General features: G+C 73.5%; 11 protein-coding genes. 6 read left to right on the forward strand and 5 right to left on the reverse strand.

The window, feature by feature from the left end; all coding sequences use genetic code 11:
- The first annotated feature begins 156 nt into the window (after positions 1–156).
- From uxaC to HUN59_RS15055, 3 genes are all read left to right on the forward strand, one after another.
- Complete coding sequence (gene uxaC / locus HUN59_RS15045; RefSeq protein WP_441307044.1) at positions 157–1,542, forward strand: glucuronate isomerase; 1,386 nt, start codon at positions 157–159, stop codon at positions 1,540–1,542.
- Between the two features lie 108 nt (positions 1,543–1,650).
- Positions 1,651–5,139, forward strand: coding sequence for an SdrD B-like domain-containing protein (locus HUN59_RS15050; protein WP_174778822.1), 3,489 nt, complete (start codon positions 1,651–1,653; stop codon positions 5,137–5,139).
- Between the two features lie 107 nt (positions 5,140–5,246).
- Positions 5,247–5,846, forward strand: coding sequence for a class I SAM-dependent methyltransferase (locus tag HUN59_RS15055; protein WP_217483565.1), 600 nt, complete (start codon positions 5,247–5,249; stop codon positions 5,844–5,846).
- Between the two features lie 28 nt (positions 5,847–5,874).
- Here the strand turns inward: HUN59_RS15055 and HUN59_RS15060 are convergent, their stop codons facing one another.
- Both HUN59_RS15060 and HUN59_RS15065 read right to left on the reverse strand, forming a co-directional pair.
- Positions 5,875–6,666, reverse strand: a complete 792-nt coding sequence (locus tag HUN59_RS15060) for a response regulator transcription factor (protein WP_174778823.1) — start codon at positions 6,664–6,666, stop codon at positions 5,875–5,877.
- Entirely contained in the window at positions 6,663–7,955 is a 1,293-nt protein-coding gene (locus HUN59_RS15065) for a sensor histidine kinase (RefSeq protein ID WP_174778824.1), read from the reverse strand. Before HUN59_RS15065 ends, HUN59_RS15060 begins: the two co-directional genes overlap by 4 nt.
- Before the next feature lie 213 nt (positions 7,956–8,168).
- On the opposite strand from HUN59_RS15065, the gene HUN59_RS15070 reads away from it, so the two are divergent.
- Positions 8,169–8,417: a hypothetical protein gene (locus HUN59_RS15070; RefSeq protein ID WP_058742273.1), complete on the forward strand. Its 249-nt coding sequence runs from the start codon at positions 8,169–8,171 to the stop codon at positions 8,415–8,417.
- A 15-nt stretch (positions 8,418–8,432) separates the two neighbouring features.
- Here the strand turns inward: HUN59_RS15070 and HUN59_RS15075 are convergent, their stop codons facing one another.
- Positions 8,433–8,972 carry a gluconokinase gene (locus tag HUN59_RS15075; protein ID WP_174778825.1) on the reverse strand — a complete coding sequence of 180 codons (540 nt, stop codon included), beginning with the start codon at positions 8,970–8,972 and terminating at the stop codon, positions 8,433–8,435.
- Positions 8,973–9,086: 114 nt separating this feature from the next.
- Between HUN59_RS15075 and gndA the strand changes: the two genes are divergently transcribed.
- A complete protein-coding gene (gndA, locus tag HUN59_RS15080) occupies positions 9,087–10,544 on the forward strand; it encodes an NADP-dependent phosphogluconate dehydrogenase (RefSeq protein WP_174778826.1) in 1,458 nt (485 codons plus the stop codon).
- A gap of 83 nt (positions 10,545–10,627) precedes the next feature.
- On the opposite strand, the gene HUN59_RS15085 is transcribed toward gndA, so the two are convergent.
- Positions 10,628–11,365, reverse strand: a complete 738-nt coding sequence (locus tag HUN59_RS15085) for a hypothetical protein (RefSeq protein ID WP_174778827.1) — start codon at positions 11,363–11,365, stop codon at positions 10,628–10,630.
- 168 nt (positions 11,366–11,533) lie between these two features.
- Between HUN59_RS15085 and HUN59_RS15090 the strand changes: the two genes are divergently transcribed.
- Positions 11,534–13,150 (forward strand): molybdopterin-dependent oxidoreductase, encoded by a 1,617-nt coding sequence (locus HUN59_RS15090; protein WP_174778828.1) that lies wholly within the window; start codon positions 11,534–11,536, stop codon positions 13,148–13,150.
- Between the two features lie 27 nt (positions 13,151–13,177).
- Here the strand turns inward: HUN59_RS15090 and HUN59_RS15095 are convergent, their stop codons facing one another.
- Positions 13,178–13,954 carry a putative protein N(5)-glutamine methyltransferase gene (locus tag HUN59_RS15095; protein WP_174778829.1) on the reverse strand — a complete coding sequence of 259 codons (777 nt, stop codon included), beginning with the start codon at positions 13,952–13,954 and terminating at the stop codon, positions 13,178–13,180.
- Positions 13,955–13,957 lie beyond the last annotated feature (3 nt).

Below are 13,957 nucleotides of genomic sequence, written 5' to 3' on the forward strand. Positions count from 1 at the left end.
GGTCAGCAGCTCCGCCAGGTGGTCGTACTGCGCGTCGGCGTTCTCGGCCGACGGCTGCTCCGTCAGGCCGAAGACGTCGTGCAGCTCCGTCTCGAACCAGTACCGGACGGGCGTCCCGGCGAAGTCGTCCCAGTGCTCCGCCAGGCGGCGCCAGACCTGTCGACCGTCGGGGACGGACCCGTCGCCCGGACCGTGTACCAGGCCGTCGCGGACGCGCCGATCATCTCCCCCCACGGGCACGTCGACGCGGCCCTGATCGCGGACGACCGGCCGTTCGCCGACCCCGCGTCGCTGCTCGTCACGCCCGACCACTACGTGCTGCGGCTGCTCCACGCCAACGGCGTCGGCCTCGACGAACTGGGACGGCCGGACCGCTCCGGCGACGGGTCCGTCCCCGACGGTCGACAGGTCTGGCGCCGCCTGGCGGAGCACTGGGACGACTTCGCCGGGACGCCCGTCCGGTACTGGTTCGAGACGGAGCTGCACGACGTCTTCGGCCTGACGGAGCAGCCGTCGGCCGAGAACGCCGACGCGCAGTACGACCACCTGGCGGAGCTGCTGACCACGCCCGCGTTCCGTCCCCGGGCGCTCTTCGACACCTTCCGCATCGAGGTCCTCGCCACCACCGACGACCCGACCGCGGACCTCGCCGCGCACGCGCGGCTCGCCGCCGACCCGACCTTCCGGGGACGGGTGCTGCCCACCTTCCGCGCGGATGCGGTCTTCGACCCGTCCCGACCGGACTGGAGGCACGTGGTCACGTCGATCGGACAGGCGGCGGGCATCGACGCGGGCACCCACGCGGGCCTGCTCGCCGCGCTGCGCGCGCGGCGACGGTACTTCATCGAGCACGGCGCGACCGCGACGGACACCGGTGTGCTCGACGCGGGGTCGACCCCGCTGTCCGCGGAGGCGCGGGAACGCATCCACGCAACGGCGCTGCGCGACCCGGCGTCCCTGACCGAGGCGGACGCCGTCGCCTACCGGCACGACATGCTCTACCGCTGGGCGGAGATGAGCGTCGAGGACGGGCTGGTCATGCAGCTGCACCCCGGCGTGCACCGCAACCACCACCGGCCGACGCTCGAGCGCTTCGGGCCGGACACCGGGCACGACCTGCCCGCGGTCGGGTCCTTCACCGAGCCGCTCCGGCCGCTCCTCGAGGCCTTCGGCACCGTGCCCGGCTTCCACCTCGTGCTGTTCACGGTCGACGAGACGGTGTTCTCGCGGGAGATCGGGCCGCTCGCCGGCTTCTACCCGGCCGTCTACGCAGGGGCGCCGTGGTGGTTCATCGACACCCCGGCGGCGATCGGCCGGTACCGCGCCGCGGTCACCGACTCGGCATCGTTCACGAAGACGTCCGGGTTCATCGACGACACCCGGGCCTACTGCTCGATCCCGGCGCGGCACGACATGGCGCGGCGGGCGGACGCGGCGTACCTGGCCTCGCTCGTCGTGACGCACCAGCTCAGCGAGGAGGACGCGGTGCGCACCGCCCACCGGATCGTGTCGGACATCCCGCGGGCGACGTTCAAGCTCTGACGGCGCGAGCTGGCCACCCTCGATCGTATGTGACATGTGAAGGGCTTGTCGAGCGCATGTCGTACGCCCTACGGATGAGGGGTCCCGTCCCCGTGTCCGAGGAGCGTCATGTCCCGTCGTCGTCCATCCGCCCGTCCCGCCGGACGCCTGTCCGCGCTGGCCGCCCTGGTCGCACTGGCCGCGCTGGCCGCCCAGTGTGCGATGGTGACCGGTCCTGCGGCCGCTGCCGGATCCGTCGACGCGGACGAGCCCGCGCCACGGGCGACGTCCGTCGCGCTGGCTCTCGAGGTCGCCGCGGACGGTCGCGGCCCGTTCACGCCGGACGACCAGCCGGGCGGTGACAGCGGTCCCGCGAACGGCCTCACGCGGACCGGGGACACGATCACCTACCGGGTGACGGTGAACGCGACGGGCGGAACCGCTCGCGACGAGCGGTTCGTGATCGACGCTCCGTCCGGAACGACCTGGGAGGCAGTCCCGCTGGCCTGTGCGCCCGGTTCGCTGATCGACGGCCAGCGGTTGACCTGCCGTCTCGGCGACGTGACCGAGGGGCACGCCACCGCCGTCCCGGTCGCGCTCACCCTGTCCGGCGATCTGCGGCACGGTGACCACGTCACGGTGTCGGGTACGGCCAGCGCCGAGGGCGTGGAGTCGACACCGGCCGTGCAGGCACCGGCGACCACGGTGTCAGCGGCTCCGCGCTACAACCTGTCGAAGAAGGTCGTCGGTTCGGTCCTGCGGACGGACGTACCCGGCCCTGACGGCTCGCCGGGTGTCCAGCTCGTCTACCCGATGACCGTCGACTGGCTCCCCGTCGTCCCGGGTCAAGGGCTCCTCGGCTTCGAGCGGAGCTCCGGCGACATGTCGTTCACGGACGACGTCTCGCGGCTGCTCGGTGACCGGCCGTCCGGCGCCGTGCTCTGGAACGGTGGTCGGCCGGTGTGCGGCCGGAACGGCGAGGACGGTGTGGCCTTCGGCGGTCTGCCCGGTGGGCGGGGTGGCGGGAGCGGGTCCGTCGCGGACTCCGGGCAGATCTCGTGCGCCCAGGGCGCTGCCGGACAGCCCGTCACGGTGACGATCAGCGGCGCGGTCACCGACGCCGGCCGGATGCCGACCCGGAACCTGGCCGGCGGCCCGATCAGCGGCGGCGCGAAGCCCTACGTCGTGAGCGGCTGGATCAGCTTCTGGATGCCGACGCCCGAGGCACCGACCTCCGTCGAGTCCGTCAACACGTTCATCCCGCTGCAGACAACTTCGTCGGCTGGGACCCCGAACTTCCCCGGCGGCGCCGAGCCCCTCGAGGACAACGAGGCCCGTCGGAACCTCGTCGAGCTCGCTTCCGGCTCCGCGGGGAAGCGCCTCTGGCGACTCGGCGACGACGGCCGCACGACGACGGCGGGATCGGCGAAGGAAGGTGACCCCTGGGCCACGGGTGGCACGCTGCTCCGGAGCGACGTCGCCGTGTCGAACCCCGGGCTCCGGCCCTTCGTGGACACCGTCCTCTGCGACACCTTCGACCGGCGCACGCAGCGGCTGACCGCGGTGTCGGGACGGTCGCCCGCGTGGAGCAGCGGTCTCGAGCACGCCCGGGTGCAGTACGCGGCGTACGCGATGCACGAGCCCGCGGACGGCCAGCGTCGGACCTGCGACGACGCCGACGGCCCCTGGTTCGACGACCCCGCCGCCGTACCGGGCGGTGTGGCCGCGGTCGGTGCCGTCCGGGTCACCGGCGACGTGCGCGGGGGTGGCAACGGCGCGCTGTACACGACCGTCACCACGCTCCGGTCCCCCGACGGGACGCGCGCGTACGACTTCGCGCACGTGCACTTCGGCGACCACCGACCGGGGTGGGTGCACGACCAGCAGGACCCGGTGCTCGGCGCCGGAGGACTCGCCGACAGCGTCGTGCTGACCGAGGACCTCGCCCGCGTCACCAAGGCGGTCGTCGACCCCGGGTCGAACGCCGAGGACACCCCGGACACCACCGCCACCGTCCTGGCGGGCAACACGGTCGACTTCGTCCTGCGCCCGACGCTGACGAACGGCCTGGCGGACGGCCGGCCGACCGCGATGACGGTCCGGGACGTCCTGCCCGGGCACACCTCGTTCGTCCCGGACAGCGCATCACTCACGCCCGTGGTCGACACCGTCACGGCCGAGGACGGATCGACCCGGCAACGACTCACGTGGACGCTGGACGACGTGACGCCCGGTGAGCGGATCGCACCCATCACCTACTCTGCCGTGGTCGAGCAGGGTGCGCCCGCCGGGTCGATCACCAACTCCGTGGTCGTCTCGGCGCCCACCGACCGTTCCGACGAACGCTGGCGCACGGCGGAGCGCGGGTTGCGCGTCGTCACGACCGGGGGCGTCGGCGTCGAGAAGACCGCACCGGCGCCGGTCGTCGTCGCCGGCGACGCGGTCGAGTGGGACCTCCGCGCCACGAACACCGACGACACCGATCTGCGGGACCTCGACGTGATCGACGTCCTGCCGCACCGTGGTGACCCGTACGGCACGGCGTTCCACGGAAGCGTCGAGCTCGCGCAGCCGGTGGCCGTCGACGCGGACGCCGGTGAATCGGTCCGCTACACCCACCGTGCCGCGGAGGACGTGGCACTCGACGGAGCCGACCCGAGCAACCAGCCGCACGGGGCGACCCGGTGGTGCGCGGAGACGGAGTTCGGGACGTCCGGCTGCCCGGACGGCTGGTCGGAGGTCACGGCCCTGCGGATCCTCCGCAGCAGCCCGGTGGCGAGCGGTGCGACCGTGTCCCACCGGGTCTCCCTCGCGACACACGGCTCCCGCGACGGCGATCGGTACGGGAACCGGTTCGGTCTCCGCGCGTCGAACCTCGCCCTGCCCGTGCAGTCCAACCCCTCGACCGTGCGGGTGGTCGCCGGAGCGATCGGTGACCGTGTCTGGTCCGACCGCAACGGCGACGGCTTGCAGGACGACGACGAACCGGGTCTCGCGGGCGTCCCCGTCGAGATCACCGGCGAGGACGACCGAGGAACGTCGGTCGACCAGCGTGGGACCACCGGCGAGGACGGCGACTACCGGTTCGACGGACTGCGGCCAGGGGCCTACCGGGTCCACGTCACCGTACCCGAAGGGCTCCGCCCGACCATCCGTCACGCCGGGGACGAGGCCGCGCTGGACTCCGACGTGGACGAGGACGGGACGACCGACCCCGTCGAACTGACGCGCCGATCGGAACCCGGCGAGGGCCTCGTCGGGGTGACCCACGACGTGACGATCGACGCCGGCTTCGTCGCCGAGGACGGCGACGGGAGCGACGGAGGCGACGGAGGCGACGGAGGCGATCCGGACGCGGGCGTCGGCGTCCCGGACACGGGCGGACAAGGCACCGGCTCCGGCACCGGCTCCGGCTCCGGCTCCGGCTCCGGCTCCGGCTCCGGACCGGGTCTGACCGCCGGGCAGGACGACGGAGCGTCGAGGATCAGCGGGTCGCGCCTCGCCTTCACCGGTGCTGAGATCGGGACGGCCGCCGTCGTGGGACTCGGGCTGCTCCTGGCGGGACTGACCGTCCTGTTCCGCCGTCGTCGGATCCAGAGGGCGTCCGACCGCGGCTGACGGTCCGCGCAGTCGCTCGCACGCTCGGCCTGCCCGCCGCTGCCCTGTGGCCGGTCCTCGTGACCGAGACCACAGGGCAGCGATGCGGGTGACGATACGGTCGTCGCGTGGATGACCGAGTGGCACGGGCGTACGGCGGACGCGCCCAGGAGTACGCGGCAGTGCTGGGATCGATGCAGGCTGTACACCCCGCCGACCGCACCCACGTCGAACAGTGGGCGGCCGGCTGCCACGGGGTCGTCGTCGACGCCGGGTGCGGGCCCGGGCACTGGACCGCGCACCTGACCGGTCTCGGACACCGGGTCGTCGGGCTCGACGCGGTCCCGGAGTTCGTCGCGATCGCGCGGCGGACGGCTCCGGACGTGGAGGTGCGTCGGGCCACGCTCGAGTCGACCGGGCTGCCGCCCGGGAGCGTGGGCGGGGTGCTCTCGTGGTACTCGCTCGTGCACCACGAGCCGGAGGCCGTCCCGGTCGCCCTCGCGGAGTTCCACCGGGTGCTCGACGCCGGTGGCGGGCTGCTCGTCGGTGCCTTCGCCGGTGCCGTCCTGGAGCCGTTCGACCACGCGGTGACGACGGCGTGGCGGTGGCCGGCGGAGCGCCTGGTCGCGGCGGTCGAGGACGCCGGGTTCACCGTCGTCGACGTGCGGGAGCGCGAGGACGAAGGGGTGCGACCGCACCTCGCGGTCAGCGCATTGCGGTCGGGGTGATGCCGCCCGCCGTCGCAGCGGGTGGTCGTCAGGGCTGCCAGCCGGGCGTGGCCAGGCCGGTCTCGTAGGCGAAGACGACGAGCTGGGCGCGGTCGCGGGCGCCGAGCTTGATCATCGTGCGGGAGACGTGGGTCTTCGTGGTCATCGGGCTGATGAACAGGCGCTCGGCGATCTCGGCGTTGGTGAGTCCGAGGGCGACGAGCTGCATGACCTGGCGCTCCCGCTCCGTCAGCACGTCGAGCGACGGGGCGAGGGCGCTCGGCTTCGCGTGCGCGGCGTAGGCGGCGACGAGGGACCGGGTCGCCCTCGGGGAGAGCAGGGACTCCCCCGCGTGCACGGTGCGGATCGCCCGGAGGAGCTCGGCGGGCTCCGTGTCCTTCACCAGGAAGCCGGCGGCACCACCGCGGATCGCCTCGAACACGTAGGCGTCCTCCTCGAAGGTGGTGAGGACGACGACGTGAACGCTGTCGAGCTCCGGGTCCGCGGCGATGCGTCTCGTCGCCTCGAGGCCGTCGGAGCCCGGCATGCGGATGTCCATGAGGACCACGTCCGGACGCTCCCGACGGACGGCGTCGACCGCGGCGTCGCCGTCGCCCGCGTCGCCGACCACCGTCATGCCCGGTTCGGCGTCGACGAGCGCGCGGAGCCCGGCCCGGACGAGCACCTGGTCGTCGACGAGCAGGACGCGGATCTGCTCGCCCCCGTCGTCGGCAGGGGTCGGGCCTGCGGAGGTCGAACCTGCGGAAGTCGGGCCTGCGGGGCTCAGGCCTGCGGGGCTCAGGCCTGCGGGGCTCAGGCCTGCCGGGCTCGGCTCGGTCATGCTGGCTCCTCGGATCGGTCTGGTGGCCGGTTCGTCGGCACGGGCAGGCGCGCGGCCACCCGCCACCCGCCGTCCGGGGTCGGTCCGGCCGTCATCGTGCCGCCCACCGCGTCGGCGCGCTCGCGCATCCCGATGAGCCCGTTGCCCGACTCCCCGAGCCGGGTCGACCGCTGGACGGCTCCGGGCAGCGGGTGGTCCTGGACGACGAGGTCGAGCACCTCGGCGCCCACCGAGACGGTGACGTCGACGCGGTGGCCCGGCGCGTGCTTCATCACGTTCGTCACGGACTCCTGCACGATCCGGAAGGCGTTGCGGTCCACCACACCGCCGACGGTCGTCGGGTCGCCCTCGACCCGTGCGGTCACGTCGACGCCCGCCGCCCGCGCACGGTCGACGAGGTCCGGGACCCGGTCGAGCCCCGGCACCGGGTTCCGCTCCGGCACGACCCGGCCGTCGGGGTCGGGACCGGCGCCGTCCGCCGAGCGCAACACCCCCAGGATCGTCCGGAGTTCGACGAGGGCTTCGCGACTGGTGTCCCGGATGCTCGTCAGCGACTCCTGCGTGCCCGAGGGCAGGGCCGCCCCGAGGTGCAGTGCCACCCCTGCCTGCAGGTTGATGAGCGACATGCTGTGCGCGACCGAGTCGTGCAGCTCCCGCGCGATCCGGACGCGCTCGTCCCGAGCGCGCTGCTGCTCGACCTCGGCGCGGGCACGTCGACGCTCGGCGGCCCGCTCGAGACGGACACGGGCGAGTTCGGTGACGACGATCGTCACGGTCGCCCAGGCGAGCGCGAGGACTGCGGCGTCGAGGCTGTACACGGGCGATCGACCCGTCAGCAGGTCGGCGGCCGGCAGCAGCCCGACGGCGACGACCGCCGCGGCGAGGACGGAGCGCCGGTGCCCGCGGAACCAGGCGTTCGCCATCGCCATCGTCAGCGCCGCGACGAAGGGGCCGCGGGGCGTCACCAGCAGCGCGTACCCCGCGGTCGTGGCGAGCGTGACGGCGAGGACGACCCGGGGGAACGACCACCGCCAGGGCAGCACGAGCACACCCACCACGAGCAGCACGACCGCGAGCGGGACGACGTCCACGGGCTCGACCACCACGCCGGTGCCCGCCCACGGGGGCCGCTGCCCACGCGGGGGTCCGCCGCTGATGCGCGACGCGAGCAGGGTCCCGGCGACCTGCACGACCGCGACCGGGAGCACCCGACCGACGCGGGCGAACCGCGGGCTCCCCGAGGACCGGCAGCGGTCGCCGGTGGTCGGAGCGGGGGCGTCGGTGGTCACGGGGCGAGCCTAGGGGCGGCAGCGCACCCGGGCTCGGGCCGCCGCACCATCTGTGGACTACTCCCCCGGGCGTAGTCGCCTGTGCAGGAGCGGCGCCGCCGCGACTGCGGGAGCAGCCGGAAGTGGGCCCGACCGGCGGACGCGCACCGCGCCTCCAGGCCGGAGGCTCGTCGTGTCGCACCAGCGACGACCACGCAACCACAGGAGGCAACCGTGATCCCCGCACTCTCGTCCATCGCCGCCGTCGGTCCGTACGCCCACGGACCCGGCTTCCCGTTCCTCGTGTTCCCGCTGTTCTTCTTCCTGGTGCTCGTGGCGCTCGGCGTCGTCTTCGGCGTCCTCCGCCGCGGGTCCTGGCGGGCGCGCTCCGACGCCCGGGCCGTGCTCGCGGACCGGTTCGCCCGGGGCGACATCGACGCCGAGGAGTACCGCGGGCGGCTCGCCGAGCTCAGCCGGAAGTGACCGACGGCGCCGAGCTCAGCCGGAGGTGACGGACAGCGCCGACGTGATCGTCGCCACGGTGTCGTCGACGGAGCCGTCGATCGACACCGCGACGGCGGTCTCGTCGGGCTCCGGCCGCTCGAGCGTCGCGAACTGCGAGTCGAGCAGCGACGTCGGCATGTACTCGTGGTGCCGGTGCGACTGCCGCTCGGCGATGAGCTCGTGCGAGCCGTCGAGGAAGGCGATGACCAGGTCCGGGGCGGCGGACCGGAGCCGATCGCGGTACACGCGCTTGAGCGCTGAGTTCGCCATCACGCAGCGGCGACCCGAGGCCTGCACCGCCGCGATCCTGGCCGCGCAGGCGTCGAGCCACGGCCAGCGGTCCTCGTCGGTCAGCGGCGTGCCCTGCCGCATCTTCTCCTTGTTCGCGGCGGGGTGCAGGTCGTCCGCGTCGACGAACTCGCTCGGCTGGCCCTGGTCGGCGAGGGCGTCGGCGAGCGCCTGCCCGATCGTCGACTTGCCGGAGCCGGAGACCCCCATCACGAGCACGGGCGGGAGGACGGCGACGTCGTTCATCCCTCCACAGTAGGAGAGCGTCCGGTTCCCGTCCCCAGTTGCCGTCACACTCGTGCGACCCCAGGGTCCGGCTCGTAGGTTGGGCACCGAACATCCAGGACGAAGGAGACCCAGGTGGCAGAGCACGACGGACAGGCGAACATCGGGGTCATCGGCCTCGCGGTGATGGGCTCGAACCTCGCACGCAACCTCGCGTCGCGCGAGGGCAACACGGTCGCGGTCTACAACCGCACCTACGCCCGGACCGAGGAACTCATGCAGGAACACGGCGACGCCGGGTTCATCGCATCGGAGGACATCGACGGGTTCGTCGCGTCGTTGTCGAAGCCCCGGACCGCGATCATCATGGTGCAGGCCGGCAAGGGCACCGACGCCGTCATCGACCAGCTCGCGGAGCGGTTCGAGGAAGGCGACATCATCGTGGACGGCGGCAACGCGAACTTCCACGACACCATCCGTCGCGAGCACGACCTGCGCGAGAAGGGCCTGAACTTCGTCGGCACCGGCATCTCCGGCGGCGAAGAGGGCGCGCTCAACGGCCCGTCGATCATGCCCGGCGGCTCGAAGGAGGCCTGGGAGACCCTCGGACCGATCCTCAAGTCGATCGCCGCCGTGGCCGAGGGCGAGCCGTGTGTGACGCACATCGGCTCCGACGGCGCCGGCCACTTCGTGAAGATGGTGCACAACGGCATCGAGTACGCCGACATGCAGCTCATCGCGGAGTCCTACGACCTGCTCCGTCGCGTCGGCGGGTACTCCGTCGAGCAGCTCGTGCAGGTGTTCGACGAGTGGAACAAGGGCGACCTGGAGTCGTACCTGATCGAGATCACCGGTGAGGTCCTCAAGCAGCAGGACGCCGACACCGGGAAGCCGCTCGTCGACGTCATCCGCGACGAGGCCGGCTCCAAGGGCACCGGCGTCTGGACCGTGCAGAACGCCGTCGGTCTGGGCATCCCGGTGTCGGGCATCGGCGAGGCGGTCTTCGCCCGTGCGGTGTCGTCGAAGCCGTCCCAGCGTGCCGCGGTGCAGCGGAGCGTGGAGAACCGACCGGACATCGCCGAGGTGCCGGACTCGTTCGCCGACGACGTCCGTGCGGCGCTGTACGCATCGAAGGTCGTCGCGTACGCGCAGGGCTTCGACCTCATCATCGCCGGGGCGAAGGAGTACGACTGGGACATCGACCTGGGCGCGGTCGCGAAGATCTGGCGCGGTGGCTGCATCATCCGGGCGCAGTTCCTCAACCGCATCGTCGAGGCGTACGACAAGAACCCGTCGCTCGAGTCGCTGCTGGTCGACCCGTACTTCGCGGCCGCCGTCGCCGAGGGCGAAGCGGCCTGGCGGCGGATCGTCGGCATCGCGGTCGCGTCCGGGATCCCGGCGCCGGGCTTCTCGTCCGCGCTGGCGTACTACGACTCCCTCGCCTCGGACCGGCTCCCCGCGGCGCTGATCCAGGGGCAGCGTGACTTCTTCGGGGCGCACACCTACCAGCGCATCGACAAGGACGGCACGTTCCACACGCTGTGGTCCGACGACGACCGGCGCGAGGTCGAACAGGAGCCGTCGACGCACTGACCGAAGGCCGCTGACGGGTCCGGACCGGCCGACGGGCGAGGAGCGCAGGCTCCTCGCCCGTTCCCGTTCCCGTTCCCGGTCGTTCAGGCGACGATGCGCTCGCGAGCCAGGTCGGCGACGAGCCGCTCGAGCCGCGGGCCACGGCCGAGCAGGCGCTGCGACCCCGGAGCCGAGCGGACGAAGAACGTGGCGACCGCGGTCGTGTCGTCCGGCCGGACGTAGTGCAGCGCGACCGCAGTGGCGCTCCGTTCCCCGACGACGTCCTCGAGTCCGACGTGCACCATGCGGCTCCAGCGGATCACGAGCAGCCGGGTCGCGCGGCGCTCCTCGAGTTCCCAGAGCGACGCCTCGGTGGCGCCGAACGCCCAGGTGACCCGCTGCCCGAGCGCCGTCTCGGGACGGGCTTCGTGCACGGCGTCGCGGAGTTCCTGGGTCGGCGCCGAGGGCACGAGCCAGACGGTCGGGTCGATGCGCCGGATCGCGAGCGCGAGGGCCTCGTCGGCACGGCGACGTCGGATCGCCCGGGCCCGGAGGACCGCGACGGCGATGAGGACCAGGCCGCCCGTGATCGCGACCGCCTCGAGCACCCCGAAGTACGACAGGTCGGACTCCGGCGCGGTGGTGGACACCACGATGCGGGTGACGAGCAGGGCGACCCAGATCCCCACGATCGTCCAGCGCAGGGCGGCGAAGCGTCGGGCGACCGACATCGCCGGGCGGGACCGCCGCTGTGCACGTCGCTGTGCTCGCTGCTGGGCTCGTTCCTGGGCCCGCTGCTGCGCACGCTGCCGACGCGGCACGCGGTCGGGTCGGCTCAGCACATCCCGATCCTCGCACGGTCCGGCGTCGCCGCGCTGGCCCGTTCCGGGGAACGAGGCGATGAACGCCCGGGGAAGCCCCGCTCCACCACAGCAGGTCGGCCGCCGGCGCCCGTCCACCGTCCGGCCGCCTGTCAGCCCGTCGGCGGCCTGCCGACCTACGCTGCACGGGTGAGCACCGCACCACCCTCCACCTCCTCCGCACCCGCTGCCGAGCCGCTCCCGCCGGGGACGTCCGTCCGCCGCCCGGCCGGGTGGGCCGCCGCGTGCGGGATCGTGGCCGTCGTCGCGTTCCTGGCCGTCGCCGAGTTCGGTGCGCTGCTGCTCGGCGGCGCCGGCAGTCCGCTCGTCGCCGTCGGTTCCGCCGTCATCGACCTCGCTCCGCCCGCTGCGAAGGACCTCATGGTGGGGTTGTTCGGCACCGGGGACAAGGCCGCGCTCTTCGTCCTGATGGCCGTCGTCACGGCGGGCATCAGCGCCGGCGCGGGCGTCCTCGAACGACGACGTCCGCCGTTCGGGGCGCTCGTGTTCGCGGTCGGTGGTGCGCTGTCGCTCGCAGCCGTCACCACGCGGTCGGGCAGCGGCACGTGGGACGGGCTGCCGAGCGTCCTCGGCGTGGTCGCGGCGATCGTCGTACTGCGCCTGCTCCTCCGTCGGCTCCGGCGGTGGGAAGCCGCAGCAGCCGTCCCGTCGGCCTCGCCCAGACCGGCGGCGACCGAACGTCGCACCTTCCTGGTGTGGGGTGCGGCGACCGCCGTCGCCGCGGTCGTGGTCGGTGGCGCGTCCCGCCTCGGGACCTCGGCGATGCAGGCGGCCGCGGCTGCACGGCGGGCGATCCGCCTACCGCAGCCCGCGACCACGGCGACGCCCGTCCCCGCCGGGGCGTCCCTCGACGTGTCCGGGATCACGCCGTACGTCACCCCGAACGCCGACTTCTACCGGATCGACACCGCCCTGCGCGTGCCGTCGGTCGACCCGGCGCAGTGGAAGCTGCGGATCCACGGCGCGGTCGAGCGTGAGGTCGAGCTGACCTGGGACGAACTGCTGGCGCTCCCGCTCGAGGAACACATGGCGACCCTGAGCTGCGTCTCGAACGAGATCGGCGGCGACTTGATCGGCAACGCGCTGTGGCTCGGGTACCCGATCCGCGAGCTCCTGGCGCGGGCGGGGGTCCGCGACGGCGCCGACATGGTGCTGTCCCGGAGCGTCGACGGGTTCTCGGCCGGGACGCCCCTCGACGTGCTGCAGGACCCCGACACCGCCGCGATGCTCGCCGTCGGGATGAACGGCGAGCCGCTCCCGCCCGAGCACGGGTTCCCGGTCCGGATGGTCGTGCCCGGCCTGTTCGGGTACGTCTCCGCGACGAAGTGGGTGAACGAGCTCGAGGTCACCCGATTCTCGGACGCGCAGGGGTACTGGACCCCGCGTGGCTGGTCGGAGCGCGGTCCGGTGAAGCTCGAGTCGCGGATCGACACGCCTCGGGATGGGGCATCGCTCACGGCCGGGAAGACCGTCGCCGTTGCGGGTGTCGCCTGGCAGCCGCACCACGGGGTGAAGGGCGTGCAGGTCCGGGTCGACGACGGCGAGTGGCAGGACGCGACCCTGGCCGACTCGGTGTCCGCCGACACCTGGCGGCAGTGGGTGTGGCGGTGGACCCCGACGGCCGGGTCGCACCGGCTGCAGGTCCGCGCCACGGGGACCGACGGGCAGGTGCAGACGAGCGTCGAACGGCCTCCGGCGCCGAACGGCGCAACGGGATGGCACACCGTGCAGGTCAGCGCGGACTGACGACGGTCCGCGGACGGCTGCCGGGCGTCAGGCCGGTCGGACCGCCACGACGCAGGTCCCGTCGACCTCGTCGTCGCGCTCGACCGCGACGGTGAACCCGGCGGCGGCGAACAGTGCCGCGGACGCCGCGGACTGGGCCGCCGAGACCTCGATGACGACCGCCCCGCCCGGGCGCAACCACGCCCCGGCCCCGTCGGCGATGCGGCGGTGCACGTCGAGGCCGTCCGCTCCCCCGTCGAGGGCGACGAGCCGCTCGTGGTCGCGGGCCTCCGACGGCATCGTCGCGACCTCGCCGGACGGCACGTACGGGGCGTTCACGGCGATGACGTCGACGGCCTCCCGGAACCGCTCGGGCAGCGGCGCGAACAGGTCACCCGTGACGACGATCCCCCGGTCCCCGATGTTCTCGGCGGCCACGTCGGTCGCGTCGGGGTCCACGTCGGCCGCGACGAGGTCGAGCGCACCGACCCGGCCGAGCAGCGCGACGGAGATCGCGCCGACCCCGCAGCACAGGTCGACGACCCGGTCGTAGCGGTGGAGCCGCCGCGCCGCCTGCTCGACGACGACCGCGGTGCGTGCCCGGGGCACGAAGACCCCCGCGGCGACGCGGACCCGGTGCCCGTCGAAGGCCGCCCAGCCGAGGACGACCTCGAGCGGCTCACCGGCGAGGCGCCGCTGCACCAGGGCACGCAGACGGACCGGATCGCCGTCGCCTGCCTCGAGCAGCAGGTCGGCCTCGTCCTCGGCGAACACGCTGCCCGCCGCCCGGAGCCGGGCGGCGAGCGCGTCCCGCGCTGTGGTCAAGCC

Source organism: Curtobacterium sp. Csp2 (genome assembly GCF_013347165.1).